15 protein-coding genes are annotated in these 14,442 nt (G+C 73.1%); 8 read left to right on the top strand and 7 right to left on the bottom strand.

The features are described 5' to 3' along the window. Positions 1-16: 16 nt before the first annotated feature. Entirely contained in the window at positions 17-511 is a 495-nt protein-coding gene (locus AB0C78_RS18055) for a hypothetical protein (RefSeq protein WP_360748835.1), read from the top strand. 37 nt (positions 512-548) lie between these two features. On the opposite strand, the gene AB0C78_RS18060 is transcribed toward AB0C78_RS18055, so the two are convergent. Next, positions 549-2,030 (bottom strand): amidase family protein, encoded by a 1,482-nt coding sequence (locus tag AB0C78_RS18060; protein WP_360748838.1) that lies wholly within the window; start codon positions 2,028-2,030, stop codon positions 549-551. 112 nt (positions 2,031-2,142) lie between these two features. Between AB0C78_RS18060 and AB0C78_RS18065 the strand changes: the two genes are divergently transcribed. Next, the gene (locus tag AB0C78_RS18065) at positions 2,143-2,754 is read left to right on the top strand and encodes a TetR/AcrR family transcriptional regulator C-terminal domain-containing protein (protein ID WP_360748842.1); all 612 of its coding nucleotides are present in this window, start codon (positions 2,143-2,145) and stop codon (positions 2,752-2,754) included. A 38-nt stretch (positions 2,755-2,792) separates the two neighbouring features. On the opposite strand, the gene AB0C78_RS18070 is transcribed toward AB0C78_RS18065, so the two are convergent. Then, a complete protein-coding gene (locus tag AB0C78_RS18070) occupies positions 2,793-3,389 on the bottom strand; it encodes a dihydrofolate reductase family protein (protein WP_360748845.1) in 597 nt (198 codons plus the stop codon). Between the two features lie 160 nt (positions 3,390-3,549). Further along, entirely contained in the window at positions 3,550-4,989 is a 1,440-nt protein-coding gene (locus AB0C78_RS18075; protein ID WP_360748848.1) for an MFS transporter, read from the bottom strand. Positions 4,990-5,295: 306 nt separating this feature from the next. On the opposite strand from AB0C78_RS18075, the gene AB0C78_RS18080 reads away from it, so the two are divergent. From AB0C78_RS18080 to AB0C78_RS18095, 4 genes are all read left to right on the top strand, one after another. Then, positions 5,296-6,186, top strand: coding sequence for a hypothetical protein (locus AB0C78_RS18080; RefSeq protein WP_360748851.1), 891 nt, complete (start codon positions 5,296-5,298; stop codon positions 6,184-6,186). A 3-nt stretch (positions 6,187-6,189) separates the two neighbouring features. Continuing rightward, entirely contained in the window at positions 6,190-7,755 is a 1,566-nt protein-coding gene (locus AB0C78_RS18085) for a PQQ-binding-like beta-propeller repeat protein (RefSeq protein ID WP_360748854.1), read from the top strand. 57 nt (positions 7,756-7,812) lie between these two features. Then, positions 7,813-8,205 carry a DUF6153 family protein gene (locus AB0C78_RS18090; RefSeq protein WP_360748858.1) on the top strand — a complete coding sequence of 131 codons (393 nt, stop codon included), beginning with the start codon at positions 7,813-7,815 and terminating at the stop codon, positions 8,203-8,205. Positions 8,206-8,279: 74 nt separating this feature from the next. Further along, on the top strand, positions 8,280-8,858 hold the full coding sequence (locus AB0C78_RS18095) for a DUF305 domain-containing protein (protein WP_360748861.1): 579 nt from the start codon (positions 8,280-8,282) through the stop codon (positions 8,856-8,858). Positions 8,859-8,910: 52 nt separating this feature from the next. Here the strand turns inward: AB0C78_RS18095 and AB0C78_RS18100 are convergent, their stop codons facing one another. After that, complete coding sequence (locus AB0C78_RS18100) at positions 8,911-10,227, bottom strand: glycosyl hydrolase family 18 protein (RefSeq protein WP_360748864.1); 1,317 nt, start codon at positions 10,225-10,227, stop codon at positions 8,911-8,913. A 149-nt stretch (positions 10,228-10,376) separates the two neighbouring features. After that, positions 10,377-10,865 carry an N-acetyltransferase family protein gene (locus AB0C78_RS18105; protein ID WP_360748867.1) on the bottom strand — a complete coding sequence of 163 codons (489 nt, stop codon included), beginning with the start codon at positions 10,863-10,865 and terminating at the stop codon, positions 10,377-10,379. A gap of 189 nt (positions 10,866-11,054) precedes the next feature. On the opposite strand from AB0C78_RS18105, the gene AB0C78_RS18110 reads away from it, so the two are divergent. Beyond that, positions 11,055-11,366, top strand: a complete 312-nt coding sequence (locus AB0C78_RS18110; protein ID WP_360748870.1) for a hypothetical protein — start codon at positions 11,055-11,057, stop codon at positions 11,364-11,366. Positions 11,367-11,369: 3 nt separating this feature from the next. Here AB0C78_RS18110 and AB0C78_RS18115 read toward each other — a convergent pair whose 3' ends face one another. Both AB0C78_RS18115 and AB0C78_RS18120 read right to left on the bottom strand, forming a co-directional pair. Next, the gene (locus AB0C78_RS18115) at positions 11,370-12,791 is read right to left on the bottom strand and encodes an MFS transporter (protein ID WP_360748873.1); all 1,422 of its coding nucleotides are present in this window, start codon (positions 12,789-12,791) and stop codon (positions 11,370-11,372) included. 97 nt (positions 12,792-12,888) lie between these two features. After that, complete coding sequence (locus AB0C78_RS18120; RefSeq protein ID WP_360748876.1) at positions 12,889-13,764, bottom strand: SDR family oxidoreductase; 876 nt, start codon at positions 13,762-13,764, stop codon at positions 12,889-12,891. Between the two features lie 86 nt (positions 13,765-13,850). Between AB0C78_RS18120 and AB0C78_RS18125 the strand changes: the two genes are divergently transcribed. Next, complete coding sequence (locus AB0C78_RS18125) at positions 13,851-14,423, top strand: helix-turn-helix domain-containing protein (protein WP_360748879.1); 573 nt, start codon at positions 13,851-13,853, stop codon at positions 14,421-14,423. Positions 14,424-14,442: the final 19 nt, after the last annotated feature.

A 14,442-nucleotide genomic window follows, 5' to 3' on the forward strand; every position in this document is an offset into this window, starting at 1 on the left:
GGTAGGCTCGCGCGCCATGGACGAGCTCGCGAGGACGGCCGGTTTCCATGCGGCGCACGGCGTCTGGAGCGTCTCCGACGGGGCGGTGCTCGTCCCGATCCTCGCCCACGTGGGCGAGGACGGTGCGCTGGGCCTCGACCGGCTCGCGTTCGACGACGTGGCCGAGGCGGCGCGCGCCGGCCAGGAGGCCCTGGCGCGGGGGCGGGACGGCTGGGTCCGGGCGGTGCTGGTCACCGACGCCTACCTGCACCTCGACCGGGGACGGGTCGACGCGCTGATCGTGGACGCGGTCGAGTACGTCCCGTCCCGGCGGTCGCTGCGGATGGCGGTCCCGTACCGTCCGGAGTCGTCGCCGGAGGGGTTCGCGGTCTACCGGCCCAAGTTCATCGAGGTCGCGGGCGACGGCGAGCCGGACTACGCGTCGCTGGCGGACCATTTCTTCGCCGGCGTCGACTCCCACGAGCGCGCCGCGTCTGTCTGGAACGCCTACCTCATCGACGAGTCCGCCTGACCTGCGGCTCTCGTGCCGCGGGACGGCGCGGTGCCGGTCAGAGCGGGGGTTCCAGGTGGGACCAGGGGCGCTCGGCCTCCAGCTGGGCGGCCAGCGCGAGCAGCGCGCCCTCGCCGCCGAGGGGGCCGACGAACTGGACGCCGAGCGGCAGGCCGCCGGGCGTCCGGTAGGTCGGGACGCTCATCGCCGGGCGCCCGGTGATGTTGGCGAGCTGCGTGTACGGGACGGGCGCGAGGTTGGCGATGACGGCGTCCCGCCACTGCTTCGTCCTCGTTAGCGGTCCCGCGAGGCCGAGCGCCAGCGCGGCCCGGCCGATGGCGCGCAGCGGGGCGGGCGTGTCGAGCTCGCCGATGCGGATCGGCGGCCGGGCGAGGGTCGGGGTGAGCAGCAGGTCGTAGCGGGAGTGGAACGCGGCGAGCTGCCGGTTGTAGGTGTTCCAGCGCTCGTGGGCGGCGAAGTAGGCGGGCGCCGACTGGACGCGTCCGGCCGCCGCGACGAGGTGGGTGTCCAGCTCGAACGCCTTGCGGGACGCGCCGGTCGCGCGGCGGATCTCGTCGACGGTGTAGGCGAGCTGCGTCGACCACATCGCGAGGAAGTCGAACGCGAGGCGCCGCTCGTCGATGCCGGTCTTCGCGGGCTCGACGTCGTGGCCGAGGCCTTCCAGCAGCTTCGCGGCGTCCTCGACGGCGGCGACGGCCTGCGGGTCGACGTCGGTGCCGAGCGGGGAGTCGGTGGCGAAGCCGATGCGCAGCCGCTCGGGCGCGCGCCGTGCCAGCTCGGCGTAGGGGAGGGCGGGCCTGGCGGGCAGGTAAGGGCCGCCGGGGTCGGGGGACGCGGTGAGCACGTCGAGCATCGCGGCGCTGTCGCGGACGGACCGGGAGACGACGCCGTCGACGGCCGCGCCGTGCAGGTGCTCGGCGTACGACGGCCCGGCGGGGACGAGGCCGCGGCCGGGCTTGAGGCCGAACAGCCCGCAGCAGGCCGCCGGGATGCGGATCGAGCCGCCGCCGTCGTTGGCGCCCGCGACCGGGACGATCCCGGCGGCGACCGCGGCGGCGGACCCGCCGGACGAGCCGCCGGGCGTGCGGTCGAGGTCCCACGGGTTGCGGGTCGGGCCGTTCACCTCGGGCTCGGTGATCCCCTTGGCGCCGAACTCGGGGGTGTTGGTCTTGCCGAACACGACGAGCCCCGCGTCCAGCCACCGGCGGACGACCTCGGCGTGCTCGGCGGCGGGGACGTCGCGCAGCGCCCGGTTGCCGCTGCCGGTGGGCAGCCCGGCGTAGTCCTGCGACAGGTCCTTGACGAGGAACGGGACGCCGGCGAACGGCCCGGTCAGCGGCTCGGCGGCGCGGGCCCGCGCGAGGTCGTGCATGGGCCGGACGATCGCGTTGATCGTGGCGTTGACGGCCTCGGCGCGCGCGATGGCGGCGTCCAGGAGTTCGGCCGGGGTGGTCTCGCCGGCGGTGACGAGCGCTGCCAGGCCGACCGCGTCGCGGGCGCGGTACTCGGCGTACTCCACGGCGTCCCTCCATAAAACTAGAAGTCGTAGTTTTAGTGTGAGGGGACACTACACTGGCCGCCGTCCGCCGTCGAGGGGCAGGACGACGGGACGGGACGACGGGGAGGGGCGCATGGGCAGGCCGCCGCGCAGGCTGGTGACGCGCGAGGCGATCATGCGGGCCGCCCTCGACCTGGTCGACGAGCACGGCGCCGCCGCGCTGTCGGTGAACCGCGTCGCCGCGGCGCTGGGCGTCAAGGGCCCGTCGCTCTACAACCACATCTCCGGCCGGGACGAGGTCGTCGACGGCATCCGCGAGCTGATCGTCGGCGAGATGGCGCTCGACCCGTCCATCACGCCGTGGACCGCGGCCCTGGACGGCTGGGCCCGCTCCTACCGCGCCGCGTTCGCCGCGCACCCGAACGCCGTCCCGCTGCTGGCGGCGCGGCCCGTCCGGTCGCGGGCCGCGCTGCGCGCCTACGCCGACGCGTTCACCGTCCTGCGCCGGGCCGGCTGGCCCGAGGACCGGCTGCTGCCGCTGGTGCACGCCGTCGAGTACTTCCTGCTCGGCTCGGTCCTCGTCCTCGACGACCCGCCGGACGGCCCGCTCCCCGGCGACGACGTCCCGCCCGGCCTGGAGCCGATGCTGCACGCCCCGCCCGGCCACCGCGACCTGGCCTTCGAGGCCGGCCTCGCCGCCCTCATCCAGGGCTTCGCCGCCGAGCTGGCCGCCCTCCGCCGCTGACCCCCGCTGACCCCTGCCGACCCTGCTGACCGCCGGGGTCAGCGGGAGAAGTGGTAGGTGACGTGGGTGACCAGGCCGGTCTGCCGCGTGCTGACGGGGGTCAGGTCGGGGGTGCCGACGCCGACGAACAGCCGCTCACCGGCGCCGAGGACGACCGGGGCGATGTGCAGGCGCAGCTCGTCGATCAGCCCGGCGGCGAGGTACTGGTTCACGGTGGAGGCACCTCCCGCGACCGAGACGTCGGCGTCCCCGGCCGCCTCGCGCGCCCGCGCCATCGCGGCCTCGATGCCGTCGGTGACGAAGTGGAACGTCGTGCCGCCCTTCATGGGGACGGGCTCGCGCGGGTGGTGGGCGAGGACGAACACCGGCGCGTGGTACGGGGGCTCCTCGCCCCACCAGCCGGTCCAGCCGAGGTCCCAGTCGCCGCGGTCCGGGCCGAACATGTTGCGGCCCATGATGAAGGCGCCCGCCGCGGTGATCGCCTCCAGCTCGGCGGCGTGGGCCTCGGGCTCCTCGAACATCCAGCGGTGCAGGCGGTGCTCGGCGCCCTCGCCGAGGGGGTTCTCGAGGCTCTGGTTCGGGCCGGCGACGTAGCCGTCGACCGAGATGCCGATGTCGCAGGTGACCTTGCTCATGGGGCCGTCTCCCTCGCTGCGCGGCGCCCGGGCGGCGCCTCTCACCCGTTGGTCGGTGCCCGCGCCGCGTTCTCTACATGCCCGCCGGATCTTTTTCCGGCAGTCTCCGGCTACCGGGCGGTGACAGGCCTCCGGCTACCGAGCGGTGACAGGTCTCCGGCTACCGGGCGGTGAGGGGCTTCGCGATGTCCTCCAGGCCCTTGCGCTCGGCCTTGACGCCGAGGACCGCCTCCACCAGCCCGGCCGCGATCATCAGGACGGCGCCGACGACGAACGCGATCGCGGTGTCGCGGGGCACGCCCGTCCCGACGAGCTTGGAGAACAGCAGCGGCCCGGAGATCCCGCCCGCGGCGGTGCCGATCGCGTAGAAGAACGCGATGGCCAGCGCGCGCGTCTCCATCGGGAACACCTCGCTGACCGTCAGGTACGCCGAGCTGGCCCCGGCGGACGCGAAGAACAGCACCACGCACCAGCAGGCCGTCAGCGTCGTCGCGGTCAGGTGGCCCTGGTCGAACAGGTACGCGGTGGCGAGCAGCAGGACGCCGGACAGGACGTACGTGCCGCTGATCATCGGCTTGCGGCCCCAGCTGTCGAACAGCGGCGCCAGCAGGAGCGGGCCGAGGAAGTTCCCGGCCGCGATGACCGCGTAGTAGTAGCCGGTGTCGGTGTCGATGTGGAAGAACGTGTTCAGGATGTCGGCGAACCCGAAGGTGATCGCGTTGTAGAGGAACGCCTGCCCGATGAACAGCGCGAACCCGAGGATCGCGCGCTTCGGGTACCGCCGGCACAGCGTCTTCGCGATGAGCCCGAAGCCGAGGCTCCTGCGCTGGTGGATGCGGATCGACCGGCCGGGCTCGGGCAGCCGGTCGCCGGTCTCGTCGCGGACCGTCTCCTCGGCCTCGCCGACCAGCCGCTCCGCCTCCCGCGTCCGCCCGTGGATGATCAGCCAGCGCGGGCTCTCCGGGACGTGCCGCCGGACGAGCAGCACCACCAGCCCGAGCACGACGCCGAGCGCGAACGCCAGCCGCCAGCCGACGTCCACCGCGAACCGCCCGAGGATCGGGATGGTGAGCAGCGCGCCCGCGGCGGCGCCGAGCCAGTAGCTGCCGTTGATGACGATGTCGATCCGGCCGCGGTGCTTGCTCGGGATCAGCTCGTCGATCGCGGAGTTGATCGCGGCGTACTCGCCGCCGATGCCGAACCCGGTGACGAACCGGCACAGGAAGAACCACCAGGCCGTCCAGGACAGCGCGGTCAGCGCGGTGCCCGCCAGGTACACCACCAGCGTGATCATGAAGAGCTTCTTGCGCCCGAACCGGTCGGTCAGCCAGCCGAAGAACAGCGCGCCGAGGCACGCGCCGGTCACGTAGATCGCGGCGCCGAACCCCGACACCTGCCCGGCGGTGATGGCGACGCCGCTGCCCGGCTTCGCCAGCTGCGGGGCGAGGTTGCCGACGATCGTGACCTCGAGGCCGTCCAGGATCCACACGGTGCCGAGCCCGATGACGATCATCCAGTGCCAGCGCGCCCACGGCAGCCGGTCCAGCCGCGCGGGGATCTTCGTGTCGACGACGCCCTGCTCCGCGTGAAGGTCTGTCACGGGGACTCCGATTGCCCAACGCGGGCTGATCAAACTTCGAGTTGACGGGACGCGGCGAACCGGCAGGTCATCGGCCTCCCCGGCGCCGTACCGGGGCGGCGTGCGGTGTGGCGCGGTGCCCGCGGGCCGTCCCCGGCGGGCCGCCCGCTGGGCGTCCGCGCAACGCCGCGCGGCCGGTGGTTTCGCCGATGGCGGGACGCGGAGCCGGCCTTACATTCGGGCCGCACGCAATTCCGGATGGAATTCGTGCCGAGCCAGAATGGGGTGATCGAAGTGCGCCGAAGACTCCGAACGATGATCGTGGCGATGGTCGCTTCCGCGGCGGCCCTCGCCGGGACGGGGCATGCGCTGGCCGCCGCTCCGTCCGCCGCTCCGTCCGCCGCCGCCACGCAGACGGTGACGGTGAAGTACGGCCCGTGGACGATCCCGGGCGGCACCATGGACCGTCCCGGCGAGCTGCCGAACGTGGTGTCGGCGGCGCCGAAACCCTGCTCCAACTGCGACATCGTCGGCGAGAAGCCGGACCTGGTGTACGCCGACGGCAGCACCGCCGACATGAACAGCGGCCCGATGCTGCACCACTTCGTCATCTCGAACCTGGCCGCGCACGACACCGTCTGCCCGCTCAGCCCGCTCGGCGACCGCATCTGGGCGTCCGGCGACGAGCGCACGGAAAAGACCATGCCGAACGGTTACGGGATGCCGGTGAAAAGCTATGACCGGTGGGCCATGCTGACCGATCTGATGAATTACTCGTCGGCGCCGAAGACGGTCTACATTTCCATCACCTACACCATTGCCGCCGCCGGTTCGACGACGCCGGTGCGGTCGCTGTGGCTGGACGCGGGCGGCTGCCTCACCTCCGACTACAGCGTCCCGGCCGGGCCGAGCACGCACACCTGGAGCTGGACGTCCACGGTCGCCGGGCGCATCGTGTTCGCCAACGGCCACCAGCACGCGGGCGGCGTCCACGTGAAGGCCGCCGACGACACGACGGGCACGCTGATCTGCGACTCGCCCGCCACCTACGACACGATGGGCGGGATGCGGACCATCGTGAAGATGGGCACCTGCTCCGGCGACCCGCTCGCGACGGTCGCGCGCGGCGACCGGCTGACCGTCACCAGCTACTACGACTCGCCCACCGCACGGAACGACGTCATGGGCATCGTCCACGCCTACATCGCGGAGGGCTGACCGATGGCCCGTACACGGATCCGCGGCAAGGCCCTGGCCGGTGCCGCCGCCCTCGCCGCCGCGGTGTTCGCGCTCCCGTCCGCGTCGGCGGCGCCGTCCGGTGCCGTCCCGTACGTCCCGGGCTGGACGGTCGCGGGGCAGAACATCGCCAACACGCGGTACGCGGCGACGGAGACGGTGATCTCGCCCGGCAACGCGTCGCGGCTCAAGCCGCGCTGGACCGCGACGCTCGGCGGCAACGTGTCCGCGACCCCGACGGTGTCGCTCGGCACCGTCTACGTCCCCGACTACGGCGGCAAGCTGTCGGCGGTGGACGCGCTCACCGGCGCGGTCCGCTGGCAGCGCCCGGTGTCGGACTACAGCGGCGTGTCCGGCGACGTGTCCCGGACGAGCCCGGCCGTCGCCGGCACGGAGATCGTGTTCGGCGACGGCGTGTCCAGCGTGCCGGGCGACGCCGGCGCCCGCGTCATGGCCGCCGACCGGGTCACCGGCGCGAAGCGCTGGAGCACGCTGATCGACGCGGACCCGGCCGCGATGGTGACGACGTCGCCGGTCGTGAACGGCGACACCGTCTACGTCGGGACGGCGAGCCGCGTCGAGTTCGGCGACGGCCATCCGGTGCGGTTCCGCGGCAGCGTCGTCGCGCTGGACGCGGTGACCGGCGCCGTCCGGTGGCGGCGGTACATGGCGCCCGACGGGTACACCGGGAACTCGGTGTGGGGGAGCTCGTTCGCCGTCGACAACACGACCGGGCGGCTGTTCGTGACGACCGGCAACAACTACACGGTGCCGGACGGCGTCTGCACCCGCCCCGGCCAGCAGGACTGCGAGCAGGGCCCGGACGACAACTACACCGACTCCGTCGTCGCCCTCGACCTGCGGACCGGCGCCGTCGACTGGTCGTTCAAGACGCTGACCGCCGACGTCGGGACGGAGGACTGCGACACCTGCGGCCCCGACTTCGACTTCGGGTCCGCGCCGAATCTGTACCAGGTCTCCGACGGCGGGCACCTGCGCAGCATCCTCGGCGTCGGCCAGAAGAGCGGCATCTACTGGGCGCTCGACCCCGCGACCGGAAAGGAGATCTGGCACACCCAGGTCGGGCCCGGCAGCGACCTCGGCGGCATGGAATGGGGATCGGCGACCGACGGCAAGCGCGTGTACGTCGGCATCGGCAACGCCGAGCACGAGGAGTACGACATCGTCGGCGCCGACGGGACGAAGACGACCATCAACGGCGGCTCGTGGGCGGCGCTCGACGCCGCGACCGGCAAGATCCTCTGGCAGGTCGGCGACCCGTACGGGACGCTCGACATCGGGTTCCTCAGCGCGGCGAACGGCGTCGTCTACGCCGGCGGCATCAACGGCGCGGCCGACACGATGTTCGCGCTGAACGCCGCCAACGGCGACGTGCTCTGGCGGTACAACAGCGGCGGCGCGGTGATCGGCGGCGCGGCCGTCGTCGCCGGGACCGTCTACTGGGGCTCCGGATACTGGTTCGGGCTCTGCTCCGACGGCACCTACGACTGCGCGCAGAACAACAAGCTGTACGCGTTCTCCCCGTCCTGACCCCGCCGCGTCCCGTCCTAGCATGAGGTCCGGAAGGACTTCGGAGACGGGGAGACGGTGGCACCACTGAAGCGGGCACGGCGGCGTTCCCATCGGGGGACGCCGCTGTGCCTGCTGCTGCTGTTCGCGGGGCTGATGGCGATGCACGGCATCCAGGCGTCCCCCGGCCCGATGGAGATGGCCGCCGCTCCGCTGGCGAGCGCAGGTGCCTCCGCGCATCACCACGTGGTGGTCGGCGACCCGCCTGGCGACCACCATCCGGACCATCCGAGCGGGCAGATGTGCCTGGGGATGCTGCTCATCTCCCTGCTGGTCGCGCTGCTGTTCGGCCTGTTCCGGGTGATGCGGGCGGCCGCCGTGGCGCGCCGTCCCGTCCTGACTCCCGTGCCGCGCGGCGGACGTTCCCCGCCCGGCCCCTCCCTTCACCGGTTGAGCGTGCTGCGGCTGTGACAGGCCCTTGCGGCGCGCCGGTTCGGCGTGCCGCGACGACCCGTCATGAACCGGCACACGAAAGGCTCGAACCAGTGAAACGCGCAATCGCGCTCGTCGCCGTCCCCGCCCTGGCCTTCGCCCTCGCGGCGTGCGGCGACTCCGGCGACAAGGGCGGCTCCAAGCCGTCCGCGTCCCCGTCCATGTCCATGTCCGCTGCGCAGGCGTCGCACAACGAGCAGGACGTCATGTTCGCGCAGATGATGATCCCGCATCACCGGCAGGCCGTCGAGATGGCCGGGCTCGCGCCGTCCCGCGCGTCGTCCGCGCAGGTCAAGACGCTCGCCGCGGGCATCGAGAAGGCCCAGGCGCCGGAGATCGAGAAGATGACCGGCTGGCTGAAGGCGTGGGGCGCGCCCGCCGCGATGACCGGGATGCACCACGACATGCCCGGCATCATGAGCGACAAGGACATGACCGCGCTCAAGGCCCTCAAGGGCGCCGCCTTCGACAAGGCGTTCCTGCGGATGATGATCGAGCATCACCGGGGCGCCGTGACGATGGCGCGGGCCGAGGACCGCTCCGGTCAGAACGCCGACGCGAAGGCGCTGGCCGCGAGCATCGTCCGCACGCAGTCCGCCGAGATCGCCACGATGCGCGACCTCCTGAAGTAGCGCCGGACGGCGGCCGGACGGGACGCACCCGTCCGGCCGCCCCTTCCGCCGCTCAGCGGCCCTGGAGCCCGCGGACGTTGTCGCCGAACGTCCAGCCCTTCGAGCCGTCCCAGTTGATGGACCAGGTCATCAGGCCCTTCAGGGCGCCGCCGAACTGGTTCCAGGCCTGCCCGACCAGGCTCGGCGCCATGTACCCGCCGCCTGCGCCCGGCTGCGCGGGCAGCCCCGGGACCTGCTTGTCGTACGGCACCTTGATGGTCGTGCCCTGGATGGTCAGGCCGCTGTTCAGGCACTCGGTCTGCTTGACGAAGCCCTCGACCGTCCCGGCGGAGTACGAGTCACCGGAGCAGCCGTACATGCTGCCGTTGTAGTACTGCATGTTCAGCCACCACAGCCGCCCGTTGTCCGCGTACTTCTTGATGATCGGCAGGTAGGCGCCCCAGATCGACCCGTAGGTGACGCTGCCGCCGGTGACGTACGCGGTCTCCGGCGCCATCGTGAGCCCGAAGTTCGACGGCATCTGCGCGAGCACCCCGTCGATGATCCGGATCAGGTTGGCCTGCGAGGCGGACGGCTGGGTGATGCTGCCGCTGCCGGACAGGCCCGTCTCGATGTCGATGTCGATCCCGTCGAAGTTGTACTTCTTCAGGATCGGCACGATCGTCTGGACGAACCGGTCCGCGACGCTGCTCGAACTGAGATCGATGCCGGCCGCGGCACCGCCGATCGACATGAGGATCGTCGCGCCGGCCGCCTTCGCCGCGCACATCTCGGCGGGGGTGGCGACCTTGACGGTCGAGTCCATGCCGTCCTCCCACAGGACGGTGCCGTCCGACCGGATCACCGGGAACGCGGCGTTGATCACGTTGTAGCCGTGCTGCCTGATCGCCGGGTCGCCGATCGGCGTCCACCCGAACGGCGGGTGGACGCCGTTGGACGCGCCGTCCCAGTTCTCCCAGTACCCCTGCAGCACCTTGCCGGCGGGCCGCGACTTCACCGCGCAGGTCTCGTCGCCGGGCGGCGTCGTGGTCGGGGGCGTCGTCGTCGGGGTGGTCGGCGGCGTCGACGCGTCGCAGGCACCCAGGTCGCGCCACAGCGTCGGCGTGGACGCGGGGTTCCAGTTAGCGCCGGGGTAGGCGGTGTGCGCGACGAGCGCCTCGTAACCGTCGCCGCTGTAGGTGACCTTGTCCCCGACCTTGTAGGTGGTGCCCTCCGCCCACGCCGGGTACGCGCAGGCGATCGACGGGGCGGACCGCGCGGACGACGGCGCCGACAGCGCGACCAGCGCGCCGAGGGACAGGACGACCGCCGCGGCGGCCGAGGCCAGCGCGGCTGCGGCCGCGGACCATCGCTTGTGCTTGAACTGCATCGGGACGACTCCTCGGTAAAGCGGGACACAGAGGAGCCGGTGTCAGAGCCGAACCGTCCCGCGGACGGGACCCTCCCAAGTCGAGGCGCAAACGACCGGCACGGACGCCACGGGAAGGGTAACCCCGGCGGCGCGGGCCGGGAAGGCCCCTATTCGCCCGTTCCGTCGCCCAGGGCCCGCTGCATCAGGATCGTGCCGATCCACTGCCCGTGCTTGTGGCCGACGCCGTCCAGCCGTCCCGCCTCGACGAACCCGAACCGCCGGTGCAGCGCCACGGACCCGTCCCCGGCGGCGTCGGCGATGACCGCGATCATCTGCCGCATGCCCGCCTTCGCCGCCCGCTCCACGAGCTCGCCGAGCAGCGCCGTCCCGAGCCCCTTGCCGAGATGCCCGGGGGCGAGGTAGATCGTGTCCTCGACGGTGTACCGGTACGCGGGCTTCGGCCGCCACGGCCCCGTGTACGCGTACCCGGCGACCTCGCCGTCCACCTCGGCGACGAGGAACGGCAGCCCGCGCCTTTCCAGGTCGTCGAGCCGCTCCCGCCACTCCGCGACCGTCTGCGGCGTCTCCGCGAACGTCGCCACGCTGTTCAGCACGTAATGCGCCGCGATCCCCGCGACCGCCTCGAGATCCCCCACCCGCACACCCCGCACCAACCCCACAACCGGCCTCCTCGCACCCGGACCGACGATGCCACTCGCCGCGGCCGGCCGTCGATGCCCCGCGCAGGGTGATCATGGTCTCACGGGGTGGGGGTGGCGTTGGGTGGAAGCATGGGAGGGAAGGAAGAGGACGCCGGGTGCCGCGTGGTGGGAGGAGCGACGGACATGAAGCTCACGAAGTTCAAGGCGCTGGTCTCGCTGGACGAGCGGGCGATCGGGACGGACCTTCCGGCCGAAGGCTGCCCGTTCACGCTGCGGGAGAAGGGCGCGGAGCACAAGCCGAACGCGTTCCACAAGGTCGTCATGACGACCGACGACGGGGAGCCGCTGCGGCCGGGCGACGTCGACCACATCGTGACGATGACGCTGCTGACGGAGACGGCGGGGCCGGGCGCGTTCGCGGCGGGGTGCCGCTTCGACCTGTGGCACGGCGAGAAGGTCGGGCACGGGCTGGTGTCGCGGCGGATGGTGATCTGACGGTCACGCGGCGGTGAAGCGCCGTTCGGACTCCATGGCGGCCGCGACGTCCGCCGGGTAGCTGCGCCGCGCCCGCAGCAGGATCAGGCCGTTGACCAGCAGCGGGATCAGGGCGAGCAGGAACACCCGGTCCAGGCCGGTGCCGGAGTGGTCGCCGGGCGCGAAGACGCCGGACAGCCAGCCGAACAGGACGGGCGCGACCGCCTCGCCGAGCATCCGCAGGATCGTGCGGATGCTCTCGGCGCGGCCCCACAGCCCGAAGTGGACGACGTCGAGGCGGACGGCGTCCAGCGGCGGGTTCGCGCCGGCCAGCGCGGCGGCGGCGAGGAAGAACAGCGGCATCGCGAGCCACGCCGAGGTGGTCAGCAGGCCGGGCAGGAACAGCAGCGCGGACGCGGTGTAGGCGGCGCTCGGCACCAGCACGCGGGCGGCGACCCGGCCGCGCCGGACGAGGCGGTCGGCGAGGCGTCCGGCGGTGAGGACGCCGGCGAGCGCGCCGAGGCCGATGAACGGGACGAGCAGGCTCAGCTCGGCGCGTCCGACGCCGTACCGGTGCTGGACGAACACGATCGCGAAGGTCCGCAGCCCGGCGAAGAAGAAGTAGCCGATGGCGGACGCGACGATGATGATCACGTTGGTGCGGATCCGCAGCACGTGCCTCGCGGCCTGGAGCAGCGTCATCCGGGACGGGTCGGTGCGCAGCACGCTCTCCGGGCGGGGCCGGACGCCCGATTCGTCCACCGCCTGCTGGGCGGCCTCGGCGCCGTCGCGGGCGTCGGCGCGGGCCGGGCCCTGGGCGCCGCGGCCGGGTTCGGGCAGCAGCCGCCAGACGGCGGCGGCGAGCAGCAGCCCGAGCACCGCGACGAACCAGAACGACACCCGCCAGCTCAGCGCGGCGGCGACGTTCCCGCCGACGACCAGGCCGAACCCGGCGCCGATCAGCTCGCCGGCGAGGATCCGCCCGTAGATGCCGGCGCGCTCGCGGTGCGGGAACAGGTCGCCGGTCAGCGACGCGACGGTGGGCCCGGCGGTCGCGGTGACGGCGCCGAGCGCGACCCGGGACGTCAGCAGCCAGTCGTAGGACGTGGCGAGGCCGCCGACGACCATGGCGGCGCTCCACAGCAGGATGCTGCCGGCGAGCAGCGGGACGCGCGGGACGCGGTCGGTGAGCATCCCGACGGGGACGGTGGCGACGGCGCCGACCAGGGACGGCGCGGCGGTCAGCACGCCGACCTGCGTGTTGTCGATGTGCAGGGAGGTGCGCAGCTGCTCGACGATCGCGCCGATGACGCCGGAGTCGGCGGTGTTGAGGGCGAGGACGCAGGCGAGCAGCAGCACGACGCGGGCCTGGCGGGGCCCGCCGAGCCGGCGTGTGAGGGCGTCGACCGCCCGTCCCCATCCGCGTGGGGCCTGCGCCGTGATCACAACTACACGTAGTGCCCGGGCACGCCGCAGGTATGTAAGGGCGGGGGCGGCCGGGACCCCGGTGAACGCGGGCCCCGGCGCCGGTCGATGGGCGGGGTCAGAAGTAGTGGCCCTGGTCGAGGTCCTCGATCAGGGTCGGGTGGACGGGGTCCCAGCCGAGGAGCTCGCGGGTCCCGGCGTTGGGCATCGTGATGTCGTAGGTGACGAACGGGAAGCCCTTGAAGTGGTCGGCGGCCTGCTCGGCGGGGATGCTCACGGCCGGGACGTCCAGGTGGCGGCCGATGGCCTCGGCGATCTCGCGGACCGGGATGCCCGGTTCGGCCGCCGCGTACAGCTGCGCGCCCGCCGGGGCCCCGTCCAGGGCCAGCCGGTAGAGGCGGGCGAGGTCGAGGGTGTGGACGGCGGGCCAGTGGTTGGCGCCGTCGCCGACGTAGCCGGACACGCCGGTGGCGCGGGCGATCTCGATCATCCGGGGGACGAAGCCGTGCCGGTCCCGGTCGCTGTGCGTGACCGGCGGGATCCCGACGAGCATGGACCGGACGCCGCGGCCGGCGAGTTCGGCGACCGCGCGGGAGCCGGCTGAGCGCGGGTTGCTGTTGATCGTCGCGTCGGTGGCCGCGTCGCCGGTGGGCGTGAAGCCGATGCCCATGAGCGTCTTGCCGGTGCCGGCCAGCACGTCGCCGAACGCCTGGACGACGGCGTGGTCGGCCGCGGCCGCGCGGGCGAAGGCTTCGGGGGCGACGCTGGCGTGGTCGAACGCGAGGTGGACGACGGCGTCGGCGCCGGCCGCGGCGTCGCGCAGCCCGTCGAGGTCGCCGAGGTCGCCGCGGCGTACCTGGGCGCCCAGCGCCTGGACGGCGGCGGCGGAGGCGTCGGAGCGGGCCAGGCCGGTGACCTCGTGCCCGGCCCGGAGCAGTTCCGGCACGACGGCGGATCCGATGTGGCCGCTCGCACCGGTGACGAAGACGCGCATGAGGACTCCCCTGCAAGTGATGTGACTCGGTACCGTCACCGTACCAGCAGTGACGGTACCAAGTAACATCACCTATGCTGTCCGCCATGGCCCGATGGGAACCGAACGCGCGGGAGCGGCTGGTGCGCGCCGCCATCGACCTGTTCGCCGAGCAGGGCTACGACGCCACCACCGTCACCGGGATCGCCGAGCGCGCCGGGCTGACCAAGACCACCTTCTTCCGGCACTTCCCCGACAAGCGCGAGGTGCTGTTCGCGGGCCAGGAGCTGCACAGCCGGGTCCTCGGCGAGGCGGTCGCCGCGGCCCCCGCGTCGGCCACGCCGCTGCAGGCCGTCGCCGCCGCCCTCGACGCCCTCGCCGCCACCTTCACCGACGAGCGCCGCGACTTCGCCGCCCGGCTCCTCGCCGTCATCGCCGCCAACGACGAGCTGCGCGAGCGCGCCGCGTTCAAGCACGACCAGCTCGCCGCCGCCATCGCCGGCGCGCTCCGCGAGCGCGGCACGCCCGGCCCGGCCGCTGGCCTCGCCGCCGAACTCGGCGTCCGCGCCTTCGACGACGCCTTCGCCCGCTGGTCCGACCCGTCCGTCCGGCGGACGCTCACCGATCTCGCGCGCGAGGCCCTCGACGAGCTGCGCTCCGCGCTGGCCGCGCTCGGCTAGGTGCGCTCCGCGCCGGCCG

The organism is Actinomadura sp. NPDC048394 (assembly GCF_040651755.1).
Lineage (GTDB): Bacteria > Actinomycetota > Actinomycetes > Streptosporangiales > Streptosporangiaceae > Spirillospora > Spirillospora montaniterrae.

Bases quoted from the DNA above. Each gene is read 5' to 3' on its own strand.
- AB0C78_RS18055 (WP_360748835.1), top strand. From the start codon at position 17: ATGGACGAGCTCGCGAGGACGGCCGGTTTCCATGCGGCGCACGGCGTC.
- AB0C78_RS18065 (WP_360748842.1), top strand. From the start codon at position 2,143: ATGGGCAGGCCGCCGCGCAGGCTGGTGACGCGCGAGGCGATCATGCGG.
- AB0C78_RS18070 (WP_360748845.1), bottom strand. From the start codon at position 3,389: ATGAGCAAGGTCACCTGCGACATCGGCATCTCGGTCGACGGCTACGTC.
- AB0C78_RS18080 (WP_360748851.1), top strand. From the start codon at position 5,296: ATGGTCGCTTCCGCGGCGGCCCTCGCCGGGACGGGGCATGCGCTGGCC.
- AB0C78_RS18085 (WP_360748854.1), top strand. From the start codon at position 6,190: ATGGCCCGTACACGGATCCGCGGCAAGGCCCTGGCCGGTGCCGCCGCC.
- AB0C78_RS18100 (WP_360748864.1), bottom strand. From the start codon at position 10,227: ATGCAGTTCAAGCACAAGCGATGGTCCGCGGCCGCAGCCGCGCTGGCC.
- AB0C78_RS18110 (WP_360748870.1), top strand. From the start codon at position 11,055: ATGAAGCTCACGAAGTTCAAGGCGCTGGTCTCGCTGGACGAGCGGGCG.
- AB0C78_RS18120 (WP_360748876.1), bottom strand. From the start codon at position 13,764: ATGCGCGTCTTCGTCACCGGTGCGAGCGGCCACATCGGATCCGCCGTC.
- AB0C78_RS18125 (WP_360748879.1), top strand. From the start codon at position 13,851: ATGGCCCGATGGGAACCGAACGCGCGGGAGCGGCTGGTGCGCGCCGCC.